This window comes from Haloterrigena sp. H1 (genome assembly GCF_005938085.1).
Lineage (GTDB): Archaea > Halobacteriota > Halobacteria > Halobacteriales > Natrialbaceae > Natrinema.
In genome coordinates this window covers 528,946-551,376 of the sequence record NZ_SMZK01000001.1, presented here as the reverse complement: position 1 = coordinate 551,376, position 22,431 = coordinate 528,946, and the positions used below count along the sequence as shown (strand labels likewise).

General features: G+C 65.2%; 25 protein-coding genes. 15 read left to right on the top strand and 10 right to left on the bottom strand.

All coding sequences use genetic code 11. The annotated features are described in order from the left end of the window. Positions 1-144: 144 nt before the first annotated feature. Positions 145-1,548, top strand: a complete 1,404-nt coding sequence (locus E2L06_RS02830) for a geranylgeranyl reductase family protein (RefSeq protein ID WP_138778411.1) — start codon at positions 145-147, stop codon at positions 1,546-1,548. A gap of 324 nt (positions 1,549-1,872) precedes the next feature. Beyond that, a complete protein-coding gene (locus E2L06_RS02825; protein ID WP_138778409.1) occupies positions 1,873-2,652 on the top strand; it encodes a DUF4397 domain-containing protein in 780 nt (259 codons plus the stop codon). Positions 2,653-2,700: 48 nt separating this feature from the next. Here E2L06_RS02825 and E2L06_RS02820 read toward each other — a convergent pair whose 3' ends face one another. From E2L06_RS02820 to E2L06_RS02810, 3 genes are all read right to left on the bottom strand, one after another. Continuing rightward, positions 2,701-4,170 carry a M48 family metallopeptidase gene (locus E2L06_RS02820; protein WP_249361358.1) on the bottom strand — a complete coding sequence of 490 codons (1,470 nt, stop codon included), beginning with the start codon at positions 4,168-4,170 and terminating at the stop codon, positions 2,701-2,703. A gap of 132 nt (positions 4,171-4,302) precedes the next feature. Next, positions 4,303-5,583, bottom strand: a complete 1,281-nt coding sequence (locus E2L06_RS02815; protein WP_138778407.1) for an amidohydrolase — start codon at positions 5,581-5,583, stop codon at positions 4,303-4,305. A 70-nt stretch (positions 5,584-5,653) separates the two neighbouring features. After that, a complete protein-coding gene (locus E2L06_RS02810) occupies positions 5,654-5,989 on the bottom strand; it encodes an uS10/mL48 family ribosomal protein (RefSeq protein ID WP_138778405.1) in 336 nt (111 codons plus the stop codon). A 187-nt stretch (positions 5,990-6,176) separates the two neighbouring features. On the opposite strand from E2L06_RS02810, the gene E2L06_RS02805 reads away from it, so the two are divergent. The 3 genes from E2L06_RS02805 to E2L06_RS02795 all read left to right on the top strand — a co-directional run bounded on the left by E2L06_RS02805 (position 6,177) and on the right by E2L06_RS02795 (position 8,801). Then, complete coding sequence (locus E2L06_RS02805) at positions 6,177-6,611, top strand: bis(5'-nucleosyl)-tetraphosphatase (RefSeq protein WP_138778403.1); 435 nt, start codon at positions 6,177-6,179, stop codon at positions 6,609-6,611. Positions 6,612-6,933: 322 nt separating this feature from the next. Next, positions 6,934-7,623 carry a DUF4013 domain-containing protein gene (locus E2L06_RS02800; protein ID WP_138778401.1) on the top strand — a complete coding sequence of 230 codons (690 nt, stop codon included), beginning with the start codon at positions 6,934-6,936 and terminating at the stop codon, positions 7,621-7,623. Between the two features lie 98 nt (positions 7,624-7,721). Beyond that, positions 7,722-8,801, top strand: a complete 1,080-nt coding sequence (locus tag E2L06_RS02795; RefSeq protein WP_138778399.1) for a DUF5787 family protein — start codon at positions 7,722-7,724, stop codon at positions 8,799-8,801. A 30-nt stretch (positions 8,802-8,831) separates the two neighbouring features. Here the strand turns inward: E2L06_RS02795 and E2L06_RS02790 are convergent, their stop codons facing one another. Continuing rightward, positions 8,832-9,335, bottom strand: a complete 504-nt coding sequence (locus E2L06_RS02790) for a DUF5797 family protein (RefSeq protein WP_138778397.1) — start codon at positions 9,333-9,335, stop codon at positions 8,832-8,834. Between the two features lie 78 nt (positions 9,336-9,413). After that, a complete protein-coding gene (locus E2L06_RS02785) occupies positions 9,414-10,703 on the bottom strand; it encodes an MFS transporter (protein ID WP_138778395.1) in 1,290 nt (429 codons plus the stop codon). A gap of 115 nt (positions 10,704-10,818) precedes the next feature. Here E2L06_RS02785 and E2L06_RS02780 point away from each other — a divergent pair, with 115 nt between their 5' ends. Both E2L06_RS02780 and E2L06_RS02775 read left to right on the top strand, forming a co-directional pair. Further along, on the top strand, positions 10,819-11,073 hold the full coding sequence (locus E2L06_RS02780; RefSeq protein ID WP_138778393.1) for a hypothetical protein: 255 nt from the start codon (positions 10,819-10,821) through the stop codon (positions 11,071-11,073). 87 nt (positions 11,074-11,160) lie between these two features. Further along, positions 11,161-11,469 (top strand): transcription factor S, encoded by a 309-nt coding sequence (locus E2L06_RS02775; RefSeq protein WP_138778391.1) that lies wholly within the window; start codon positions 11,161-11,163, stop codon positions 11,467-11,469. A gap of 358 nt (positions 11,470-11,827) precedes the next feature. On the opposite strand, the gene E2L06_RS02770 is transcribed toward E2L06_RS02775, so the two are convergent. Beyond that, positions 11,828-12,613, bottom strand: a complete 786-nt coding sequence (locus E2L06_RS02770; RefSeq protein WP_171052296.1) for a methyltransferase domain-containing protein — start codon at positions 12,611-12,613, stop codon at positions 11,828-11,830. Further along, positions 12,610-12,987 (bottom strand): nascent polypeptide-associated complex protein, encoded by a 378-nt coding sequence (locus E2L06_RS02765; protein ID WP_138778389.1) that lies wholly within the window; start codon positions 12,985-12,987, stop codon positions 12,610-12,612. The genes E2L06_RS02770 and E2L06_RS02765 overlap by 4 nt, the downstream gene beginning before the upstream one ends. Positions 12,988-13,124: 137 nt before the next feature. Here E2L06_RS02765 and E2L06_RS02760 point away from each other — a divergent pair, with 137 nt between their 5' ends. Continuing rightward, positions 13,125-13,742: an HD family hydrolase gene (locus E2L06_RS02760; protein WP_138778387.1), complete on the top strand. Its 618-nt coding sequence runs from the start codon at positions 13,125-13,127 to the stop codon at positions 13,740-13,742. Positions 13,743-13,747: 5 nt separating this feature from the next. Here E2L06_RS02760 and E2L06_RS02755 read toward each other — a convergent pair whose 3' ends face one another. Further along, positions 13,748-14,236 carry a PUA domain-containing protein gene (locus tag E2L06_RS02755; protein WP_138778385.1) on the bottom strand — a complete coding sequence of 163 codons (489 nt, stop codon included), beginning with the start codon at positions 14,234-14,236 and terminating at the stop codon, positions 13,748-13,750. A 198-nt stretch (positions 14,237-14,434) separates the two neighbouring features. Here E2L06_RS02755 and E2L06_RS21685 point away from each other — a divergent pair, with 198 nt between their 5' ends. Next, positions 14,435-14,611, top strand: coding sequence for a hypothetical protein (locus E2L06_RS21685; RefSeq protein ID WP_171052295.1), 177 nt, complete (start codon positions 14,435-14,437; stop codon positions 14,609-14,611). A gap of 52 nt (positions 14,612-14,663) precedes the next feature. Here E2L06_RS21685 and E2L06_RS02750 read toward each other — a convergent pair whose 3' ends face one another. Then, on the bottom strand, positions 14,664-15,161 hold the full coding sequence (locus E2L06_RS02750; RefSeq protein WP_092932691.1) for an NYN domain-containing protein: 498 nt from the start codon (positions 15,159-15,161) through the stop codon (positions 14,664-14,666). Positions 15,162-15,229: 68 nt separating this feature from the next. Next, positions 15,230-16,054, bottom strand: a complete 825-nt coding sequence (locus tag E2L06_RS02745; protein WP_138778383.1) for a M48 family metallopeptidase — start codon at positions 16,052-16,054, stop codon at positions 15,230-15,232. A 341-nt stretch (positions 16,055-16,395) separates the two neighbouring features. Here E2L06_RS02745 and dapA point away from each other — a divergent pair, with 341 nt between their 5' ends. The 6 genes from dapA (at position 16,396) to E2L06_RS02715 (ending at position 22,428) form a co-directional block, all read left to right on the top strand. Further along, positions 16,396-17,322 (top strand): 4-hydroxy-tetrahydrodipicolinate synthase, encoded by a 927-nt coding sequence (gene dapA, locus E2L06_RS02740; protein WP_138778381.1) that lies wholly within the window; start codon positions 16,396-16,398, stop codon positions 17,320-17,322. After that, the gene (gene dapB / locus E2L06_RS02735) at positions 17,319-18,086 is read left to right on the top strand and encodes a 4-hydroxy-tetrahydrodipicolinate reductase (protein ID WP_138778379.1); all 768 of its coding nucleotides are present in this window, start codon (positions 17,319-17,321) and stop codon (positions 18,084-18,086) included. The genes dapA and dapB overlap by 4 nt, the downstream gene beginning before the upstream one ends. Further along, positions 18,083-18,919, top strand: a complete 837-nt coding sequence (locus tag E2L06_RS02730) for a 2,3,4,5-tetrahydropyridine-2,6-dicarboxylate N-succinyltransferase (RefSeq protein ID WP_138778377.1) — start codon at positions 18,083-18,085, stop codon at positions 18,917-18,919. The genes dapB and E2L06_RS02730 overlap by 4 nt, the downstream gene beginning before the upstream one ends. Positions 18,920-19,104: 185 nt before the next feature. Further along, on the top strand, positions 19,105-20,442 hold the full coding sequence (lysA, locus tag E2L06_RS02725) for a diaminopimelate decarboxylase (RefSeq protein ID WP_138778375.1): 1,338 nt from the start codon (positions 19,105-19,107) through the stop codon (positions 20,440-20,442). Positions 20,443-20,446: 4 nt separating this feature from the next. After that, positions 20,447-21,277 carry a diaminopimelate epimerase gene (gene dapF / locus E2L06_RS02720; RefSeq protein WP_138778373.1) on the top strand — a complete coding sequence of 277 codons (831 nt, stop codon included), beginning with the start codon at positions 20,447-20,449 and terminating at the stop codon, positions 21,275-21,277. After that, positions 21,274-22,428, top strand: a complete 1,155-nt coding sequence (locus tag E2L06_RS02715; RefSeq protein ID WP_138778371.1) for a M20 family metallopeptidase — start codon at positions 21,274-21,276, stop codon at positions 22,426-22,428. The genes dapF and E2L06_RS02715 overlap by 4 nt, the downstream gene beginning before the upstream one ends. Positions 22,429-22,431 lie beyond the last annotated feature (3 nt).

The following is a 22,431-nucleotide window of genomic DNA, read 5'->3' as shown; positions in this document are numbered from 1 at the left end:
GGCGGACCTCACTAAAACTCTTTATTTCATTGCAGGGGATCAAACCGGCCGATTCCACCGCGCGGGCTCGCCACCGGATCGGCCACAAATCGCAGCTAACCGCTTGATAAAACGTTTTCTTACCGCGGCATCCACAGTGTTGATATGAGCACGCAGGAGCAGTCGGCCGCCACGACGCCGAAGACGCAGTCGCCGGACGTGGTCGTCGTCGGCGCCGGAACCGCAGGGTGCTACGCCGCAGCGACCATCGCACGGGAAGGGTACGACGTCATCATCCTCGAGCGAAAGCCCGAATCCGAAGCGGGCCACATCGCCTGTGGCGACGCGCTGAAGGGAGCCGACAGCTTCCCGGAGGCGATCCCGAAGTCGAAACTCGAGCCCGCCTTCACGAATACGGGCGTCGACCACGGCCGCTTCGAAATCCCCCAGGAGGATACCGTCCTCGAGATTCCGATTCCGGGCGAGCTGGCCGTCATCGACCGCTGGGAGTACGGCCGGCGGATCATCGACGGGGCCGACGACGTCGGCGTCGAGTTCCACTACGACACCGTCGTACAAAACGTCCTTCAGGATGACGACGGCCGTGTCACCGGCGTCGAAGCGATCCGTAAGGGCGACCCGCTCACTTACGAGGCCGACATCGTCATCGACGCCGCGGGCTCGCTGTCCGTCCTCCAGGATCACGTCGACTTCTCGACTTCCTCGTTCGACACCAACGTTAACTATACGCACTTCTGTTCTGCCTACCGCGAGATCGTCCACGTCGACGACCCCGTCGAGTGGGACGACGCACTCGTCTTCAAGCCGACCGAACGCGCCGCGGGCTACCTCTGGTACTTCCCGCGCACCGAGACGGAGATCAACGCCGGGCTTGGCTTCCAGATGACCGAAGAGCCGATGAAACTCGTCGACGACCTCAAACGCGACCTCGAGACCCGCCCCGAGTTCCGGGATGCCGAGGTCGAGGACAAACTCGGCGCAGCCCTCCCGACGCGGCGGCCCTACGATTCGGCGGTCCATCCAGGTTACATGGCCATCGGCGACGCCGCCGGCCACGTCAACCCCACGACCGGCGGCGGCATCGCCGGTGCCGCCTACGGCGGCAAGTACGCCGGTGAGGCCGCGATCGAGGCGCTCGAGACCGGCGACGTCAGCGAGAAGGCCCTCTGGGAGTACAACGAGCGCGTCATGGACCACTTCGGCGCACGCTACGCCGCGCTGGACGTCTACAACATCCTCTCGACGGCCGTCGACGTCGACGACCTGATGGGCCTGCTCGCCGCGATGCCCGGCGAGAAACTCGCGGAGGCGCTGTACTCGGGCAGTACGAGCGTCGGCCCGAAACTCGCCGCGGAGGGACTGCTCAACAGCCGCGGCCACTGGGGGACGATCTGGACGCTCTTCCAGACCAAACGCCGGGCCGACGACCTGCTCGAGCTCTACGAGGGGTATCCCCACCATCCCGCCGCACTCGAGCACTGGCAGCAACGCCGCGACGACCTCATGGAACAGGTCTACGAGACGACTGGGGCGGAACCCAAGTACTAGAACCGACCTTTTGCGCTGCGGGCCGGCAAGCCGGCCCTCGGCCAAATGTCGATCAAAAGCACTCCTCCCTCCCCTACGGGTCGGTCGTCGGCCCGCTCGCTCACCCGTCGGGTTCGCTCGCGGTCGGTACCTGGGTAACCGCCTGCCCTCCCCCGAGTCAGCCGGCTCTCGCGTTGCTCGAGCCGTCCTCCCGGCCATCGTTCACTCGAGACGGCTACATCCGAGTAATTCGGTATTACTGGTCGGTGAGTTATAAATTCGTGTGGAAATACCCCTACGTTGTTAGGGATTTTCGTCTTTCCTACCCATCAAGTACCCGGATATATGGCAGAAAGCCACACACGCCGACGCGCACTGACCCTGATTGGAACTACAGGCGGAATCGCGCTCGCCGGCTGTATGGGTGGGAGTGATGACGACGGCGAGATGGGCGGGAGCGGGTCTGGAGATGACATGAGTGACGACGGGATGGACGACGGCGGAAGCGACGAGGCAATGGCAAACGTCCGTGTCGCTCACCTCTCGCCGGACGCGCCGAACGTCGATGTGTACGTCGACGGCGACATGGTCCTCGAGGACGTTCCCTACCGGGCCGTCAGCGACTACCTCGAGCTCGCGCCGGGCACCTACACGGTAATGATCACGGCCGCAGGAGATCCCGACACGGTCGTGTTCGAGGACGACCTCGAGATCACGGACGGAGCGTTCACCATCGCGGCACTAGGAGAACTAAGCGAGACGAACCAGCCCTTTGCACCGGCAGTGCTCGAAGACGACGTCAGCGACCCGGGTGACAACGCACGGGTGCGTCTCGTTCACGCCTCGCCGGACGCGCCCGCGGTCGACGTCACGGTCGGTGACGGCGAGACGGTACTGTTCGAGGGCGCGGCATTCGGCGACGCAGCGACGACTGAAGTGCCAGGCGGCGACTACACCCTCGAGGTCCGACCGGCGACCGAGACCAACGACGGTGACGTGGTCGCGACCTTCGACGTGGCACCAGAAGCCGGCAGCGTCTACACTGCCTTCGCGGTCGGCTACCTCGAGCCCGACATGGCACCCGCCGACGCGCCGTTCGACCTCGAGGTCGTGATGGACGCCTGATCGGCGGTCGGTCGTGACCCGTCGACCGGGGTCGCGGAGCCAACCCATTCAATCGCGCCTTTCGACGGCAGTTCTGAGCCGATCGATCCGCGTTTCGGTGTCGGGGTGTGTCCCAAAGATTCCTCGAGCGATGATCCACCGGGCCCGGTCGAAAAAGCGATGCTTCTCCCATGGCGGCGGGACGATCGAGAACGCCATTGTGGAACGGTGATCGCGCAGATCCGTCGCAGGCCGCCGTTCGAGGTCGGCGTCGAGCGTCTCGAGAGCACTCGCGAGGGCGGCCGGATCACCAGTGATCGCGACGGCACCATCGTCGGCGACGTACTCTCGATAGCTCGAGACGAGGGCGACACACCACCGGCTTACCGCGTACGTAACGGCTGCGGGAATCGCGAGGACCGGGTTCGCGACGTGGCGATCGACCGCCGCGGTCGCGCTCGCTGCGGGAAGGGCGAGAAACGTCATGACGGCCGCATCTCGGTTTACGACGTGTGCGAGTTCGTGTGCGAGCACCGCTTCGAGTTCGCGGTCGTCGAGGGACTCGAGGAGTCCCCGGGAGACCACGATCGTCGACGTCGCGGGTCGGTAGCCGACCGTGATGGCCCGCTGGGTGGCACTCGGATCGATGCGAACCGCGGGTGGGGGAACGTCGGCCTGGGCCGCAAGCCGGCCGACCGTCGCTTGGAGCGGCGCCAGACCGTGGTCGTCCGCCGTGGCTCGCGACTCGAGTCGCTCGCCGTGCTCGAGGTCGCGAAGGACTGCGCTCTCGCCAGTGTATTCAGATCGAACCGTGGTACCGACGTGCAGCCCGACGATACAGAGGCTGCCGACCGCCGCCAGTCCCGGAAGGTGATAGACCGCCGGAACGATCGTCGCGGCAACGAAGACGAAGCCAAGGACGACGATTCCTGCGAGTGTGACGCCGAGATAGCCGTATACCGGTCGGTCCGTCAGTTCGCCGACCGCCTCGAGCAGCCGGCGCATTTCGGTCGTGATCTCGACGGTCTCGTCGGTCGCCGCGGTATCACTCGTCCAATCGCTGGAACGCTCCGTCTCGTCCGCGTTCGACCAGTCGACCGCCGCGTAGAGGAGCCAGCCGACGAAGACGGCAGCGACGAGGACTCCACAGACGAGTATCGCCGCTCTGGTCGAATACCTAAGGACCGAGACGAGCAGGTATCCGGTCGCGACCAGCGACGACAGCATCACCAGCAAATACGTCACGGCGACGACTTTGACTGCCGTCTCCGAGGGAGTGGGCCCCCGCCGCATCACGCGAACGGCACAGCCCGCCGCGAACGCCAGCCCACCGTAGATGATTGCAGTAGGGACGACGGCGAGCGACGAACTCCCGAGTGTGATCGTGAAAACGCCATAGGGAACGATTATCGCCAGTCCGGACGCGAGACCGATCAACACGACTTCGATGGCAACGAGGAGCCCCAGCGCGAGCGCAAGCAGCACCACCGAGACCGCCATGCGCGCCCAGAGCGCGGCCCGCACGCGGGTTATCTCCACGATTGGTCCACCTCGAGCAGTCGATGATGGCCCCGCCAGTGCGCGTCGACGAAATCGTCGCAGTCTGCTGATCGCCCGACCATCGTGTCACGTGGTTCGGTTCGACGATGATGACTGTTCGGACTTTCTATATTAGTCCGACCGCTGACCCAGCCGCTCGATCGTCCCGGCCAGCACGTCGACCCCGTGGCCGATGCTCGCTTCGTCGACGTCGAACGTCGCCGTGTGATGGCCGCCGGGGTGGTCGGTGCCGACGCCAACGTAACAGGCGCTGCCGCCGCGTTCCTGGACCGCCCGCATCAGGTACGTCGCGTCCTCGCTGCCACCGAGTTCGTCGCGCTCTTTGACCCGTTCGACGCCCGCCGTCTCGCCGGCCACGTCGGCGACGGTCGAAACGAGGTCGCCGTCACTTCTCGCGCTAGGTGCCTCCGCGCCGGTCTCGACCGACACCTCACAGTCGTGCATCTCGGCGGCACTCCGGAGCACCTGCTCGGCTCGATGTTTCATGTACTCCATCAGTTCTGTCGTCTCGCCGCGCACTTCGGCGACGATCCGCGCCACGTCGGGGATGACGTTAGCAGCGCTGCCGCCCTCGACGACACCCGCGTTGACCCGCGTTTTGCCGTCGTTGTGCCGGGGAATCCCGTAGAGATTCTGGACGGCCGTCGCCATCGCCTGCACGGCGTTGCGTCCCTGTTCGGGGTGGCCGCCGGCGTGGGCCGATTCGCCCGTGAACTCGGCCTCGAGGTGCGAGACCGCCAGAAAGCCGTCGATCCCGGCGACGATCTCGCCGGTCGGATGGTCGAGCCCGATGTGGGTCGCGAGCAGGGAGTCGACATCTCGGATGTGCTCGCTTTCGGCCATCGACTTGCCGCCGCCGACGACCTCCTCGGCGGGCTGGAAGAACACTTTGAGTGTTCCTGCAAAGTCGCTCTCTGCGATGCGCTCGAGGACGCCGACCCCGATGGTCGCGTGGGCGTCGTGGCCGCAGGCGTGCATCGCACCCTCATGTTCAGAGCGAAAGCCCGCAGCAGCAGGAGTGTGGCTCAACTCGTCGGATTCGGGTCGCGGGAGCCCGTCGATGTCGACGCGCAGGCCGACGGTCGGCCCCTCGCCGCGTTCGATGACGGCGACCGCACCGGTGTAGCCGCCAGCAAGCCGCTCAAGCGTGGCGTCATCGACGTCCGTCTCTTGGGCCTGCTCGTACCAGCGGGCCAGTTCCGCGTCGTCGGGGACTGCTAGCCGGTGGTCGCCCGCGATCGCCTCGGGCCCGACGTAAAGCTGGTCGAGATCGTCGCCGAGTCGCGACTCGAGTTCGTCGACGATCCGTGCAGTCGTGTAGAATTCGCGCCAGGCAGGTTCGGGTTTCTGGTGGAGGTCTCGTCGGAGGGTTACGAGGTCGTCCGCGGTCATGCTACTCCCTCCGAGAGACGGATAAAAAGCTCTGACGGCGATCTCGGCTCGACGCGACGGAGAAAAGCCCTCAGTTCCCGCGGCCAGCGCCGTGGATCTGCTCGACTTCGGCCTCGATGTGGACCGAATCGGGGAAGTTCTGTGAGGCGATATTACGTGCGAGATTATCGTGGCCGTGAATCTCGAGTTCGCGGGTGAAGACGGTGTAGTCCCACGAGGAAAACTGCCGGTCGTCGTCAGCGTGCAGTCGACAGCACTGTGGGACCGAGAGTCGTTCCGGCGGGTGAGAGTGAGGACCTTTCAGTGCCGCTCCCTTTCGCTCGGCGGTTGTTTTGATGTCTTCGACGATACCATCGAGCGCGGCGCGGTCGCCGCTTTGGAGCGTCAGGCGGGTGACGAAGGTCATGGCTGGTGCTGTCGCATATGTCGACGGTGGGTGCGTAAAAAGTTGCTGAGACGCGTCGAGACAGGTCACGTGCGGTGAACGACTGCGGTCGATCGGCCGGTGATGGCGTGAAAATCGGGGCCGCAATCAGTATACGCTGGACGAACAGTCCGATATTCTCTTAACGTCGCACCTGTTAGCCAACTTAATGGCAGTCGAAGCTACGAGCGCAGGCGCGATCCTCTTCCGCGATACGCGGGGCCGGCGCGAGTATCTTCTACTCAAGAGCCGCCCAGGCGATTGGGAGTTTCCCAAGGGCGGTGTCGAAGGAGATGAAGAACTACAGCAGACGGCGATCCGCGAAGTAAAGGAAGAGGCAGGTATCGAACAGTTCCGACTACTCGACGGCTTTCGCAAGGACTACGACTACGTCTTCGAGGCGAACGGCAAGACGATCCACAAGACCGTTCACCTCTTTATTGCGAAATCGTTCGAGGCCAGCGCGGAACTCTCGAACGAACACCGCGACCTCCAGTGGCGCGACTACGAACAGGCGATCAACACCGTCACGCAGGACGGCCCTCGAGAAATCTTAGAGGACGCCCACGAGTTCTTGGACGAACGCGAGGACGAGGAAGAGTAGGTCGGCGACGGCTCATACCGCGATGCCGACATCGGACGAGTCGAGGTCCTGTTCGTCGCTGTCGTCCGCGGTTGCACCCTTACTGGACCACCGATAGTGGCGCTGCTGATTAGACACTTCACTGACACTACTGGACAGCAGTCAAGACGAAGCCGGTCGCGAATTTGCGGCCGTCCCCGCAGGTGACTGCCGCATACATGCGACCGGCGTCGCGTCGTTCTGTCCGGCAGTATGACCAGCAGGAAACATACTACTGCTCCGTACTCTCCTCTCATCGAAAGTGTTTCGTATCGTCAACGAATTCACTGGTTGTGAACGAGACATGTTAGAAGATGGACTCTCATATCCGGTTCGGGGCGACTGGGTCGGACGGATACTGATCGGTGGCGGACTCGCGTTCCTCTCAGCGTTGCTGTTTCCTGCGATTCTCTTGACCGGGTACTGGATCCGCGTGCTCGAGAAGACGGTTGCCGGCGACGAGAACCCACCGGAGTTCACCGAGTGGGGCGACCTCTTCGTAAAGGGCCTGGCCGGGACGGTCATTGGACTGGCGTATGCGATCGTGCCAACGATCATCTATTCGGTGGTTGTATTCGGCTTGATCGGCGTTGGCTTGGGGCTCGGCGGTGATGGTGGTGGGCTGATCGCCGGTATCGGGTTCATGACGGTCTTTGCAAGCATTCCACTGCTGTTGATTATCTACTACATCGTTCCCGCGGGGCTGACCAACTACGCCCGCGAAGGGTCGATCAGCGCAGCGTTCGACATGAGCGCGATCAAGCCCGTTCTGCTGAGCACCGACTATCTGTTGGCGGCGCTCTTTCCGATGGCCGTGGCCTTCGTGCTCATGATCGTCAACTCTGCTCTGATATTTACCGTCGTCGGTGCGTTACTCGTGCCGTTCGTTGGGTTCTATGCGAACGTCGCGATCTTCCGCATGTTCGGTCATGCGTTCGCGACAGCCACCACGACCGGCACGTCGCGGTCGACCTCGACACCCACCTCGTTCTGAGGCCGAATCAACGGCGTTCAAACGCCGCTTCCGGTTTCGTTAGTGACCCGATCCCAACAGCAACGCGTCGAAGCCGAAACGAACGTACCGTAGCACACATGCCGGTCGTGAGCCTATCGCGGACAGTGCAGCGCGACTCTGGACACGAATTCGGATTCGAGTTACGAACCTGTCGGTGGGCCGAACTGGCGTGGCCACCAGCAGCCGCGACCAGCGACGACACCGCGATCATCGTCGCTCGCCAACTCGGCACGAAGCGCCGCCGCTGGGACACCATCGTGCTCGAGTGTGACCCCGCTGCCCTCCGCCGCCGTGCCCAGTTCGGTCCCGACCGCCTCGACGGCGATCTGCTTCACATCGTCCACAACGCCCCCGGCGAGTGGGCCTACTATCGCGACGCCCTCCCACACCCCGACTACCCGTGGCGATACGTCCGCGAGGCGATCCACCGCGCCGACGACCGCGGGATCCTCGAGACGCGAAAGAACGGCAACCGTATCGAAATCCGCCGCAAGTGGGCCTATCCCGACTGGCTCGAGCGAATCGTCGCGATCGAAAACAAACCGGACCTCGACGCCAGCGCCGCCCGCGCGCTCGGCGCGCAACTCGAGTACGACGTCGCCATGGGGCTGGCCGACGAGGTCTGGGTCGCAACCCGGGCGACAGGAGACACCGTCGAGCCCGCGCTCTTCGAGGATCTGCCGGTCGAGGCCGGAATCCTCGCGCTCGAGCCCGACGCGCTGACCGCCGACATCGCCTGGTATCCCCGAACGCTGGCGGTCGACGAGCCGGGGACGCGGATCCTCGAGCGACCCGACGGCGGCGCTCGCGACGCGTCGGCAGCCCGATTCGAGTACGTCGACCCCGAGACGAAAGTCGACACACGACTTGCGATCGCCGAACGCGCCTACGAGCGCGGCTGGCGCTCCTTTGTCGACACCATGCGTCCCGACTGCCGGCACTTCCAGTTGCACGCTCGAGACGACCGACAGGCGCTGCCCCACTGTGCTGCCATGGATCGCTGTCAGACGGCCGCCGAGTGTGCCGGGTCCTGTTCGCACTACGAACCCGAGCCGCCGACCTGGCGGACCCGCGGCTGGCCGATCGAGGGTGGCCCCGGAAAACTGGTACAGCGGCTTCTCAGCGAGCGTCGCCGGCGGCGACGGCCGGGACTGTAGCACACCGACAGTCACAACGGCAGGAACGGGTTAGTCGGAGACGGCAACCTCGAGGTCGTCGCGTTCGACGGCCAGCCGGAACGTGGGTACGGTGCGGTACTCGACCTCGACGACGCCCTTCCGGCGCAGACTCTGGAGCCCCGAGCGGACGTCCTCGGCGTCGGGGTCGACGTCGTACTCCTCCTGGAGCTTGTGAAGCACCGAGACGACGCTCTCGGATCGCTCGTCGGGGGCGGCCAGCACCGCGACGATCCGGGCCTGCAGCTCGGGAACGCGGATTTTGGAGGGGGCCCCGTCGGCATCGGGATCGCTCTCGATGCCCGGTTCGACGTCGACCAGGTCGGCTGCCTCGGCAGTCGCCCGGATCAGGCTGTTGTCGTCACGGAAGTAGTAGTCGCCGAGTTCGTTCTCGAGATACTGGTGAACCTCGCTGCCGCTGTCCATGTCCCACCGATCCTGGAGTTCGGCATTTTTCGTCGGCTGTAGCTCCACGACGTCCGCCAACCGGTCTGTGGCCTCCTCCGAGAGCGTCATCGTCGAACCGTATGGGGAACCGCTACTTTTGCGTTGCGTCCCGTCGCGTCCGGTCAGCCCGACTGCTGTTAGGCCGTCTCAATCGTCTCCGAAGACCGGGACGGAGGCCGTCGTCTCGAGCGTCTCCTCGACCTGCGTATAAACCAAAATTGCGCCGAACACGGCGAGAACGGCACCGAAGACGAACGGGACCTGAAAGCCATACCCAACCAACGCGCCCGACGAGAACGGCCCGGCGGCGATCCCGTAGCCAAAGGCCATCGTGAGCACTGACAGCTTCGAGCCCGACTCCCCTTTCCCGGCGAGATCGCCCGCCAGCGCCAGCGACGGCGCGAACACCATCGCGGCGGCGACGCCCTGGAACAGCCGCGCGACGAACATCAACACCGAGGAGAGAATGAACCCCTGGACGAGCGTCGTCGGGATCAACAACACCATTCCAGTGACGATGAACGGCCGGCGGCCGTACCGATCACAGGCCCGCCCGATCGGCGTCTGGAGGGCGACCTGCGCGAGGATAAACGCCGCGAACTGCAGACCGAACCAGGTCGCACCCTGCTCGAGCCGGGCGTTGACCTGTGGCTGGATGGTCGCAAAGAGTGCGATCCCCGTCGCCATGAAAAACGACGCGAGGCCGAGCGTGAAGATGGGATCGAGGAGGTTCGGTCCCGTCCGATCGCGGACCGGAATCGAGAGGTCCGCACCGGCGTTCGCCACCGTCGACGCGGGATCGGAGACGAGCACCGTCACCAGCACGTAGCTGATCGTCGCCGTGATCGTGGCGATGTAGAAGGCGGCGTCGAAGCCGTTGACAACCACCCCACGGGGGAGCGCGTAGGGGCCGAGGTTGACGACAGCACCGGCGACCGCGGGGCCGGCTCCAAAGCCAACCAACCGGAAGGTGTTGTAGACGCCCATGTTCCCGCCGCGATCGCCGCTCGAGGCGAGTTCGTTGACGAGCGCGACCGACGCCGGAATGATGAAGGCGACGCTGACCCCCTGCAGCCCGCGGATGACCAGCAGGGAGACGTACGTCTCCGCGACCACGTAGGCGATGTTCGTCAGCGCAAGGCCGGCAAGTCCGGCCAAAATAAAGGGCTTGCGCCGGCCGAGCCGATCCGAGAGCCGCCCGGTTACCGGCTGAAAGCTGCTGTTGAGAAAGCCAAACAGCGAAAGGATCAGCCCGATGATCATCGACTCCTCGAGACCGAACGCCGTCCCGCCGACGACGCCGCTGGTCACGTACAGCGGGATGACGATGATCAGAAACGAGTTGCCGATCCCGTCTGCCATTCGGGCACCCGCCAGCGCGAGGACCCGTCGATCCACAGCAAACGGCGCGATAACCCGCTCGACGACACTCCGCATGGATCCTAACTGTGTGCCCCCACCCGATTACAGTTTCGACGAATCAGCGCAGTTCCGATGACAGTACGGGCAACCGTCGCAGAAGTACATGTTACCGGGACACGTCTCTGCACCCATGTCCGAAGTCAAACTCAGCCGCATCGAAGCCGCCTTCGCGGCCCTCGAGTACCCGATCACGACCGACCAGGCTGCCGCCGAACTCGGGGATACCACGCTTCTCCTGGCCGATGGCGAACGAAACCTGGGTGCACTCATTGAACGCAGCGGCAGCGACCGCTTCGAGTCGGCCGCGGACCTCGAGTCGGAGCTCCACAACGTCCTTCCGCGCGAGGCTGTCGGCGAGCCGTATCAATCGGAAGGAGAAGGCTGACTGCCCCGCGACGGGCATGGAGCCGAGCGCGATCAGCAGCCCTAAACGCGTGTCTTAAGTCACTCGACGCTCGTAGCCCGGACAACGATGGAATTCTGCGACGAATGCGGTTCGATGATGAAAGCCGACGACGGCATCTGGGAGTGTGGCAGCTGTGGCTTTACGAAGCCGAAAGGCGACGCCGCCCAGTACACCGTTACCGACGATCAGGAAGCCAGTGAGATCATCGAGTCCTCCGGCGAGACCTCGCTGCCCGAAACCGACGCGCGCTGTCCCGAGTGTGGCAACGACCGGGCCCACTGGTACATGCAACAGATCCGGGCCGCCGACGAGTCCGAAACCCGATTCTTCATCTGTACCGAATGCGAGCACAAGTGGCGCGAGGACGACAACTAACAACCTTTTACGCTGCGGTCTGTCACGCTAGCGGCTTCGCCGCACAGCGTGACGTCCCTCGGTAAAATCTCGAGAGAGCGAAGCTCTCTCGGACCTCGCGGGAGCTTCGCTCCCGCTTAGGGTTGATCAAAAGCACTCCTCCTTCCCCGATGGGTCAGTCGTCGGCCCGTTCGCTCCCGATGGTCGCTCGCGGTGAACTACTGTAAAACGCCTGCCCTTCCTCGAGTCGCGGGCTCCGCGCGTTACTCGGAGCCCGCTCCCGGCCACCGCTCGAGAGCGTCTTAACTCGAGACAGCACCCGCTAGAAAAGATCCGATTGTACCGTCGCTCGAGCAAAGAGAAGCCGCGAGAGGCCGCGTTATTCGTTGCGCGCGATCGTCAGATAGCCGGTGTGACCGACAGGTGCGGTCGACGGCCGCGAGCCACGATCGTCGAACTGCATCTCACGCTGGATCGTCTCACGCGTGGTCACGTCAGAGAGCCCGACCTCGTGGGCCGCCTCGACGACCTCACGGGTGGACTCGATGAACGGACTGTAGACCGCGACGAAACCGCCGTCGACCAGCAGGTCGGGTGCGTGCGCGACCATCGTCGCTGCATCGCCCGTATCGAGCGTCATGACGTCGAACGACGAGGGCTCGAGGGACTCGATCTGCTCGGTCACATCACCGGTTCGAACGTCGACAACGTCGGAAACGCCGCCCAGCGACATGTTCTCGCGGGCAACGTCAGCGAAGTCAGCGTCTTGCTCGTAGGTCACCACCGATGCGCCAGCGCGGGCCATCATCGCCGCGAGCACGCCCGTGCCGGTGCCGGCGTCGAGCACCCGGTCACCGCCGGCGATGCCCGTCTCGCCGATCACCAGTCCGATGTCACGGGGGACCATCGGCGCGCCGGTCCGTTCGAAGTGATGGAAGAGATCCGGGCCGCGCAGTCGGCGCACCTGAAACTCGTCGCCCAGATGCGTCTCGACGATGTCGCCCGACTGGACGTCCTCGGGTACCTCGAGCACGCCGAGGTCGGTCCCCATCTCGTCGCCGGGTTCGACGAGGAACTCGCGGTCGCCACGGACGAGCAAGACCGGCACGCGGTCGCGCTCGGCGTCTCCGTCGGCCGTGTCGCCGTTACCGCTCACGCGGGTCACTCGAGGGATTCGACCGCCGCGGCGAGGTCGCCGTCGGTCGCTTCGAGGGCCTCGCGGGCCTCGTCCTCGCTGACGTCAGCTCGCATGGCGACGAGTTCGACGTCGTCGTCGGGGATCGACGCGCCAGCGTCGTCGTCAGCCCCAGCGCCGCCGGCCGAGCCGGCCTCGACTTTCTCGGGCGAGCCGATAACCTGGTAGGTCTCCTGCCCGCGGGCGTCCATCTTGGTGACTTCGGCGTCGTTGAAGACGAGGTCGTGCTCCGCAGTGCGGATAATGACCTCTTCGGCGTCGATATCCTCGACGTCGATACCCATCTGTTGCATCATCTGCTCCATCTTGCGCGGATTGAGTCCGCCGCCGCCTCCTCCAAACATACTCGCCACGTCGCCGTGAGCGACCTTTTACTTTGTCGTTCGAGGATCGCTGCTCGGGTCGCCGAACCGATCCGTCGGGCTCGAAACGGAGCCGATGACCGACGGGTTCAACCGGCGCTAGTGCGTGCCATTTGGCCATGGCCGACGAATTCGACGCTCTGCTCGAGGCGCTCGAGCTGAAAGACGAGTCGCGGACCGGCTGGGTCCTCCGCGGAATCGATGCGCCGGAGTCGGTGGCGGCCCACACGTGGGGCGTGGCGACGCTGTGTCTGCTGTATACCGATCAAGCTGAGGCTGATATCGACCGCGATCGGGCGGTCGCGATGGCGCTGGTCCACGACCTCGCGGAAGCACGCACAGGAGATATCCCGACCCGCGCTGACGACGCACACCAGCGGGTGTCCACCGAGGAGAAGGCGGTCCGAGAGCGGGCGGCGATCCGTGAGTTGCTCGCGCCGTTCGACGACGACCGAGACGTGCAGTCGCTCTGGGAGGCGTACGAGGCTCGCGAGACGCCGACCGCGCAGTTCGTCAAAGACATGGATCTGATCGACAACTGTCTGCAAGCGCTCAAATACGAGCACGACGATCGGTACGACGCCACCGCCGAGAACGACGCTTTCTCGCAGTACGAGAAGCTGGACGAGTTTTTCGCGACGGCCGCCCCGCGACTTCGGACGGCGATCGGCGAGACGCTGTTCGAGGACGTCAAATCGCGATACGAACAGGAGATCGGGCGGGACTGTCAGCTGTAGTCCTCTTACTGCTCCGCAGGCGCGCCTTCGCGCACGTTCACTGCCATCCCCGTCTCGAAGTCCCGGATCGCCCCGGCATCGAGTTGTGCCGTCCCGACCGCGAGCAACTCGTCGCGCTCGTGGACGACGAGCACTTCGTCGCCCGGCCGGATCTCGTCGCCGACCTCACAGACGAACTTCGCGAAGACGTTCTTCTCGTCGCGGACGAACGGCTCGCTCTCGTCGTCGACGACGACGCGGTAGGCGGGATGGGAGAGGGCGGCCTCGAGCCGTCGACCGCCCTCGAGCCCGAGCGTAAACCGGCCATCGGTGCCAAAGGAGACGATCCGTCCCGAGTCAGCGTGAACCTGCTGTGGCCGGCCCGAGGTAGTGCGTTTGATCGTCAGCGATTCGTCAGGCGGGAACAGCGCCGCGCCCGCACCCGCACCGAACTGGTAGTCAGCGATGGTCCGAAGTTGGGGGAGGCCCGCACTCCCGTCTGCTGGCTCGCTCATTGCCCGGGGTTTGGCCTGCCGGATCGAAAGCCCTTCGACCTACCGGCGTCGGTGGCACTGGGGAGGGAGACGGTCGTCAGTCGTGCGTGCTGGCCGGAATCCGGCTTGTGGAGGAAATCGGCCGACTCGATCGATGAGGGCCGGACAGCGTGAGAGAGTGAATATTATAGTCATTGGATCTAGTACTATCGGCAGGACATGGACGTCACGCAAATCGGCCTCGGGGCCACCCTGCTCATCATCGGGACCCTGACGCTGGTCGGCCCTGCCACACTCGTCACCGGTCCGCTCACGTATCTCGTGACCGGTGCGACGTTGTTCGTCACGGCGTATGCGCTGCTGATCGGGCTCTGGCAGCGCCGATACCCGAACTAGATCGCCTTCGAGTCGCCCGGTTTTCTCTCCCGGCTCGAGCGGGGCAGACGCGTTAGAGCAAGAAGGTCTCGTGACGCTCTTCGAGATCGAGGAACGAATCGGCCGCGTCGATGAGTTCCTCGGCCGTCGAGGATTCGAAGGCCATCACTTCGACGCGGACGCCCTCGTGGCGCAGGTGCGAACACAGCCGCGAGAAGTCGCCGTCGCCCGTACAGAGGACGACCGTGTCGACGTGGTTGGCCAGCGTCACCGCGTCGAGGCTCATGCCGACGTCCCAGTCGGCCTTTTTGGTGCCGTCGGCGAACGTCTTGATGTCCTTGATCTTCGGTTCGAAGCCGATGTCGATCAACGCCTCGAAGAAACTCTCCTCCTCGGGGGCTTCTGCGCGGATAACATAGGCGATCGCGCGCGTGAGCTGGCGGTCCTGAACGGCTTTCTCGAGCAGTGCAGAATAATCGATATTGCGGCTATGAAGGCTCTGTGCAGTATGATAGAGGTTCTGGGCGTCGACGAGCACGGCGACGCGCTGACCGGGATGAATTTCCGTCACGTATCGACATATCGCGTGCGAGCGTAAAAAATCGCGTCGGTCGCTCGCGGCCGGAGACGGCTATCCGGTCAGCGCCGGAGTTTCTCGATGCGCTTTTCGGTTGGCGGGTGCGTCGCGAACACCTTCTGGAGAAGCGAGCGATCGGCGTTGAAGATACACAGCGCGCTCACGCTGTCGTCGAGCTGGGATTCGCGACCCTGCGACCCTTTCGAGATCTTCTCTAAGGCACGAGCCAGCGGGTCGCCGCTGCCGATGTACTGGCGAGCGTCGTCGTCGGCGACGTACTCGCGGTAGCGCGAGATGGCCAGCACGAAGACCATCACGAGCATCTGGGCGATGTTCGAGATAACCATCCCGACGATGATGCTGCCGATGTTGCGCTCGCCGCCCATTATGTAGACCATGTAGGCGACCCAGCCGACCATCATCCCGATCGACTGGCCGAGAACCATCGTGATGACGTCGCGGTTCTTGATGTGTGCGAGTTCGTGGGCGATGACGCCCTCGAGTTCGTCACGCTGGAGCAGCCGGATGAGTTCCGTCGAGACGACGACGACGCCGTTGCCCTTCCGGCCAGTCGCGAAGGCGTTGGGGACGCCCATCTCCATGACCATCAGCTTCGGCTTGTCGATGCCCATGTCCTGGGACAGCGACTCGGTCATCCGATGGATGTCCTGGTACTGACCATCTTCGGGCATCTCTTGGGCCCGTCTGGTCGCCGACCACGTCCCGATCTTGTACTGGATGGCCGGCAAGACGAGCAGGCCGAGTGCGACCAGTGGCCACGCGCCGAACCCGAACATCGCCAGGCCGAAGGCCCCGACGAGCATGTAGAAGGCAAACAGGACCGATCCGACGATCGCCATTCGCACTTTCAATCCAAAGTCCGTCATAGGAACCAGTACGTCGTGAGACGGGATAAATTACGTGAAGAAGGGGCGTCACTTCTTAACACGGTTCAATCGCCTGTCGAGCAAAGACAGAAAAAATAAGGCAGAGTAGCCCAACGGAACGGATATGCGCCACGTCGCTCAGCCGACCGTCAGCCCCGTCGTGAGCGGCGTCCCCCCTCGTTCTAAACGTAAACGTGCGTGAGTGTGCTCGCGGCGGGCGTGGCATCCCCGTCCCGGGTACGATTCGATCGCGCACGACCGATTGCTGACCATCCACCGATCGGAACCGATACACCCTACCGATTGGGGACCGAGACACGACCCAACGACAACACAAACCCATGAGTTCACCTATCGACCTTTCGGGCGTCTTCCCCGCAATGTGTACGCCCTTCGACGAAGACGAACGGATCGACTACGAAACGCTGCAGCAAGACGCACAACGGCTCGAGGCCGCGGGCGTCGACGGCCTCGTCCCCGTCGGCTCGACCGGCGAATCGGCGACGCTGACCCACGACGAACACGTCCGCGTCGTCGAGGCGGTCATCGAGGCCGTCGACGACGTCCCCGTCATCGCGGGCACCGGCTCGAACAACACCCGCGAGGCACTCGAGCTCTCCGAACGCGCCGCCGAGGCGGGCGCAGATGGCCTCCTGCTTATTTCGCCGTACTATAACAAGCCAGAGCAACGCGGACTGATCGAACACTACCGGACGATCGCGGACGCGGTCGATCTCCCACAGATCGTCTACAACGTCCCCTCGCGGACGGGCCGCAACATCGACCCCGACACCGCCGTCGAACTCGCGAGCCACGAGAACATCGCGGGTTTCAAGGCCGCCAGCGGCGATCTGGGCCAGATTGGCGAGATCGCTGAGCGCACGACCGACGAGGACTTCGCGGTTCTCTCGGGCGATGACGCACTCACCCTGCCGACGATCTCCGTCGGCGGCACCGGAACGATCAGCGTCGCGGCGAACATCGAACCCGAACGGACCTGCGCGATGGTCGGCGCGGCACTCGACGGCGACTACGAACGCGCCCAGCAGCTCCACCACGAACTCGGCCCGCTGTTCCGCGAACTCTTCGTCGAGACCAACCCGATCCCGGTCAAGGAAGCCATGCAGATCCGCGGCTACGGCCCCGCGCGCATGCGATCGCCGCTGACCCGGCTGGCCGACGAATACCGCGACGACCTCGAGGCCGTCCTCGCTGACTTAGAGCGCGACTCGGCTGCGGTTGCCGACGCGGCGGAGGGTGATCGATGACGGTTCGGCTCGGCATCACCGGTGCAACAGGCCGGATGGGTCGAGAAGTACTCGCCGCCGCGACTGGACACGAGGACTGCGAGATCGTGTTCGCCGTTAACCGCGACCCGGACGATGAGACCGTCGACGGCGTCGACATCGAACCCGCAGCCGAGTTCGACTCGCTGGTCGCCGACCGCGAGCCCACCGTCGTCATTGATTTCACTGGCCCCGAATCGGCCGTCGAGTACGCTGAGGTCTGTGCCGATGCGGGCGTCGCCTACGTCACCGGCACGACCGGTTTCGACGAGGACGGCCTCGAGGCGCTCGAGGCTGCAAGCGAGGACGTTCCCGTTCTCCACGCGCCGAACTTCGCTCGCGGCGTGCAGGCGCTGGTCAACGTCGTCGGCGAGGCAGTCCAGAACCTGCCCGGCTACGACGTCGAACTCGTCGAGGCCCACCACAACGGCAAGCGCGACGCCCCGAGTGGCACTGCAAACCGCCTGCTCGAGGAGATCGAGGCCAACGGCGAGTTCACCGAGCGTACGCACGGCCGCGAGGGCGATGCGCCGCGTGAAGGCGGCGAGATCGGTGTCCATGCGCTCCGAGCGGGCGACATCACCGGCGAACACGAGATCATTCTCGCGGGCAACCACGAGGAGGTTCGGCTGACCCACCGCGCCGAGGATCGTGGCGTCTTCGCCGCTGGCGCGGTCGACGCGGCGGTCTGGATCGCTGGACAGAAGGCAGGCAGCTACGACTTTGCGGACGTGATCAGCGAATGAGCGCACTCGAAACCGAGATCGACGAGCTGTGGGAGCGCAAGCAGAACGACGAGATCAGCGCCGAGACCGCCGGCGAAGACGCATACGCGACGCTGGATGCCTTCCTCGACGCGCTCGAGGCCGGCGAGATCCGCGCTGCCGAGAAATCGGGCGGCGAGTGGGAGGCAAACGAGTGGGTCAAGCAGGGCATCCTGCTCAACTTCGGCCTGCGCGCGACCGAGCCCCGCGAGTACGGCGGTGTGACGTACAACGACGTCCTGCCGCTCGCGGACTCGAGCGAGTACGGCGACCGCGGCAGCCGCAACACACCCGACGGCACCGTCGTCCGCCGCGGCGCGAACATCGGCTCCGACTGCATTCTGATGAGCCCCGCGTTCGTCAATATCGGCGCGCGCGTCGGCGACGGGACCCTCGTCGACTCCTGTGACACCGTCGGCTCCTGTGCCCAGATCGGCGACAACGTCAAACTCGGCGCGAACACCCTCATCGGCGGCGTGCTCGAGCCGGTCGAAGACGCACCGGTCATCGTCGAGGACAACGTCTCGCTCGGCGCTGGCTGTCGCGTCACCAGCGGGTTCGTCGTCGGCGAGAACAGCGTCGTCGGCGAGAACACGCTATTGACCCCGCGCATCCCGGTCTACGACCTCGTCGAGGAAGAGGTACTATACGGGGAACTCCCCGCCGACCGACGCGCGTTCACCCGCTTCGTCGAGTCCTCGGTCAGCGACCACGACCTCTTCGACGGCGGCGCGTACAAGCCGGCCGTCGTCGCGACCGATCTGGAGACCGAGACGCTCGAGGCGACCGAACGCGAAGACGCGCTTCGCGAATAAACGGTTTCCTCCGAGCGCGGCTTTTGGCGGATACGGCCGTAACCGGTCGATTTCAGTGGCGGACAGAGTGAGAATGCCACAAAAGCCCCTTTCATAGTGTTTGCAGTCCCGCTAATTGCTCACGGAGTGCGAACGGCGAGTGAGAACCCAAACCCTTGAATCCTCACGGTGACTTAGACATGACAATGACTGACGCTGCGGATTCACCGTCCGTCCGCCGCCTCTCCGCGTGGGACGCGGCCGAACTACAGACGCTCGCAGACGAGTACGGCTCGCCACTGTACGTTCTCGACCTCGAGCGTGTCCGCCAGAACTACCGGCGGCTCGCAGCCGCGTTTCCCGACGCCGACATCCTGTATGCGGTGAAAGCGAACGCGCTTGGTGACGTACTCGCGGCGCTGCACGAGGAAGGGGCTGGCCTCGAGTGTGCCTCCGCCGGCGAGGTCCAGCGAGCGCTCGAGGCGGGTGCGTCCGATTCCGAGGTTCACTACACGGCGGTCAACCCGCCAGCCCAGGACCTCGACTGGATCGTCGATACGTGGGCCGACCACCCCGAACTGACGGTCACTGCCGGTTCCGAGGACACGATCGACCGGCTCGCCGACCGTGGGTACGACGGTCGGCTCTGTCTGCGAGTGAATCCCGGCATCGGTGCCGGCCACCACGAGAAGGTACAGACCGGCGCAGCCGCGAAGTTCGGCGTCCCCGCAGAGCGTGCGGTCGACGTCTTGACCGACGCTGCTGACCGGGGGTTTGACGTCGTCGGCATCCACTCACATGTCGGCTCCGGCGTCTCGAGCGACCAACTCGACGCTCACCGAGAGTTCGTCGCGCGGATGGGAGATCTCGCTCGAGAGGTGAGTGAGACAGTCACCGATCTCGAGTTCGTTGATGTCGGTGGCGGCTTCGGCGTTCCCTACCGTAAGGACGAGGAACCGCTGGACCTCGCGTCGGTCGCGGAGGCGACGCGGGAGGCACTCGGCGAGGTCGACGCGCGGCTGGCGATCGAACCCGGCCGCTACTTCGTCGCGGACGCGGGCGTGTTACTGACCGACGTGAATACCGTCAAGGCGGCCCGCGACACGACCGTCGTCGGCGTCGACGCGGGGATGACGACGCTGATTCGACCGGCGATGTACGACGCGTATCATCCGATCCGGAACCTGACGGCCGATTTGGACGCCGACGAGCGCGAGATCGTCCCGCAGACCGTCGCCGGCCCGATCTGCGAGAGCGGCGACGTTTTCTGTGCGGACCGCGAACTCCCGGCAACCGAACGCGGCGACGTCCTCGCGATCGGCAACGCGGGGGCTTACGGCTACGAGATGGCGAACCAGTACAACTCCCGACCCCGGCCCGCGTCGATCGTCCTCGAGGACGGCGACACACGGCTCGCTCGCCGTCGCGAGACGGTCGACGACGTGACGCGTCCGGAACGTGAGGCACACAATGGCTCGGCGACGGATCGAAAGACCGACGACCACCCAGCGGCGAGCGACACCGACGACGAACGAGTACGATAGCACGATGACTGTTCCATTCCAGAAGTACCACGGCACCGGCAACGACTTTTTGATCATCCACGCGAACGAACACGTTCCCAATCGGGGCGCGCTCGCCAAACGCGAGTGCGACCGAACCGATGGCGTCGGTGCCGACGGGATCCTCTTTCTCGCGCTCGAGGAGGGGTTCAATCCACCACGCGTCGTCATGACGCTGTTCCAGCCCGACGGCAAGACGGCCGCAATGTGTGGCAACGGCGCGCGCTGTGCCGCCGAGTGGGCGATGGAGCGGACCGGGACTGACAGCGTGATGATCGACACCCAGGCGGGCACGCTGCGGGCCGACCGCGACGGCGAGAACGTCGTCGTCGAGATGACCGACCTCACGTTCGCTCCCGACGAAGTGCCCGTCGAGGCCGACGAGCCGGTCCTCGAAGCGGAGATCGAAGGACTCGAGGTCTCGGTCGTCAACACCGGCGTTCCCCACGCCGTGAGTTTCGTCGACGACGTCGACGATGTCGACCTCGAGGCGGTCGCGCCGCCGGTACGCCACGCCGACGTCTTCCCGGAGGGGACGAACGTCACCATCGCCAGCCCCGACGGCGAGGGTGGCTTCGATCAGCGCACCTACGAGCGCGGCGTCGAGGGCGAGACCGACTCCTGTGGCACCGGTGCGGTCGCCATCGCCGTCGTTGCGCGCCGACTCGGCCTCACCGATGCCGACCCAGTCGACGTCCACCCGCCGGGCGGTGACCTGCAGGTGAGCTTCAACGAGCGCGGTCGGCCGACGCTCGCCGGGCCAGTCGAACACGAGTTCGATGGCGAGGTGACCCTCGAGTCGCCGGTCGAGTCGTGACGGGTGACGATCCTACCAGCGGCGAGAGGTTCGACCCGGTCGCGTTTCTCGAGACCGCTGTCCAGCACGCCTCTCACGAGGACGTCGGGCCGATGCGCGAGTATCTCTGTGAGACGCTCGAGGCCCACGGCGTCGACCCCCGCGTCGACGATGCCGGGAACGTGCTAGCGAGTCGCGGACAGCCGAGAGCCGAGGCCGAGACGCACGTCGTCTTGAACACCCACATCGACACGGTGTCACCCCACGTGCCGTTCGAGCGCGACGCGGACGGTGCCGAAGCGGACGGGGGAGACGTGATCCGCGGCCGCGGCTCCTGTGACGCAAAGGGGCCGCTTGCGGCCCTGCTGTCCGCCTTTTTCGCCGTCGAGCCGACGGATGGCCGCGTCACGCTCGCAATCACCCCCGACGAGGAGGTGCTCTCGACGGGAGCCTACGCGCTGGTCTCGGGCGACGAGTCCCCTACGCGGGACGCCGACGCCGTGATCGTCGGCGAGCCGACCGACCTCGACGTCTGTACGGCTGCGAAAGGCCGGTTCCAGGGAACGGTTCACCTTTCGGGGGCCAACGCCCACGCCGCCGAACCCGACACCGGGATCAACGCGGTTGCGGCACTCGAGGAGACGCTCGCGGCGATCCGCACCTTCGACGAGCGCGACGACGCCCCGCCGACCCACCCGCAACTCGGCGCAGCCACGCTGACCCCGACCGTCGTCGAGGGTGGCGAGGCGACCAATCAGGTGCCGGCCGACTGCGCGCTAACGGTCGACCGGCGGAGCGTCCCGCCCGAAACCGCCGACGAGTTCCACGAGGCGCTGACAGCCCATCTTCGGCGTGCGATTCCCGACGACGTGGACCTCGAGTTTCGCTTTACCGACCGGCCGACGCCGTTTCTCGAGGCCTGGGACACCGGTCCCGACGCGGACGTGGCGGAAACGCTCGCGGACGCGGCCGGCGGCGAGATACGCCCGTTCACCGCTGCGACGGAGGCCTCGTATTTCGCGGCGGACGCCCCGACGGTCGTCTTCGGTCCCGGCGTCCTCGCCGACGGCGAGGGCGCGGTCGCCCACGCGCCACGGGAGTACGTGCGGGTTGCGGCCGTCCGCGAGGCGGCGCGGGCGCTCGAGGAGGCGCTCACGGCGTTGCTCGCGTAACTG

Coding starts and splice junctions, on each gene's coding strand:
- E2L06_RS21685 (WP_171052295.1), top strand. CDS start 14,435: ATGGACGTCACGCAAATCGGCCTCGGGGCCACCCTGCTCATCATCGGG.
- E2L06_RS02825 (WP_138778409.1), top strand. CDS start 1,873: ATGGCAGAAAGCCACACACGCCGACGCGCACTGACCCTGATTGGAACT.
- E2L06_RS02800 (WP_138778401.1), top strand. CDS start 6,934: ATGTTAGAAGATGGACTCTCATATCCGGTTCGGGGCGACTGGGTCGGA.
- E2L06_RS02755 (WP_138778385.1), bottom strand. CDS start 14,236: ATGAGCGAGCCAGCAGACGGGAGTGCGGGCCTCCCCCAACTTCGGACC.
- E2L06_RS02730 (WP_138778377.1), top strand. CDS start 18,083: ATGAGCGCACTCGAAACCGAGATCGACGAGCTGTGGGAGCGCAAGCAG.
- E2L06_RS02795 (WP_138778399.1), top strand. CDS start 7,722: ATGCCGGTCGTGAGCCTATCGCGGACAGTGCAGCGCGACTCTGGACAC.
- E2L06_RS02810 (WP_138778405.1), bottom strand. CDS start 5,989: ATGACCTTCGTCACCCGCCTGACGCTCCAAAGCGGCGACCGCGCCGCG.
- lysA (WP_138778375.1), top strand. CDS start 19,105: ATGACTGACGCTGCGGATTCACCGTCCGTCCGCCGCCTCTCCGCGTGG.
- E2L06_RS02760 (WP_138778387.1), top strand. CDS start 13,125: ATGGCCGACGAATTCGACGCTCTGCTCGAGGCGCTCGAGCTGAAAGAC.
- E2L06_RS02775 (WP_138778391.1), top strand. CDS start 11,161: ATGGAATTCTGCGACGAATGCGGTTCGATGATGAAAGCCGACGACGGC.
- E2L06_RS02785 (WP_138778395.1), bottom strand. CDS start 10,703: ATGCGGAGTGTCGTCGAGCGGGTTATCGCGCCGTTTGCTGTGGATCGA.
- E2L06_RS02780 (WP_138778393.1), top strand. CDS start 10,819: ATGTCCGAAGTCAAACTCAGCCGCATCGAAGCCGCCTTCGCGGCCCTC.
- E2L06_RS02815 (WP_138778407.1), bottom strand. CDS start 5,583: ATGACCGCGGACGACCTCGTAACCCTCCGACGAGACCTCCACCAGAAA.
- E2L06_RS02745 (WP_138778383.1), bottom strand. CDS start 16,054: ATGACGGACTTTGGATTGAAAGTGCGAATGGCGATCGTCGGATCGGTC.
- E2L06_RS02830 (WP_138778411.1), top strand. CDS start 145: ATGAGCACGCAGGAGCAGTCGGCCGCCACGACGCCGAAGACGCAGTCG.
- E2L06_RS02765 (WP_138778389.1), bottom strand. CDS start 12,987: ATGTTTGGAGGAGGCGGCGGCGGACTCAATCCGCGCAAGATGGAGCAG.
- dapA (WP_138778381.1), top strand. CDS start 16,396: ATGAGTTCACCTATCGACCTTTCGGGCGTCTTCCCCGCAATGTGTACG.
- dapB (WP_138778379.1), top strand. CDS start 17,319: ATGACGGTTCGGCTCGGCATCACCGGTGCAACAGGCCGGATGGGTCGA.
- E2L06_RS02805 (WP_138778403.1), top strand. CDS start 6,177: ATGGCAGTCGAAGCTACGAGCGCAGGCGCGATCCTCTTCCGCGATACG.
- dapF (WP_138778373.1), top strand. CDS start 20,447: ATGACTGTTCCATTCCAGAAGTACCACGGCACCGGCAACGACTTTTTG.
- E2L06_RS02790 (WP_138778397.1), bottom strand. CDS start 9,335: ATGACGCTCTCGGAGGAGGCCACAGACCGGTTGGCGGACGTCGTGGAG.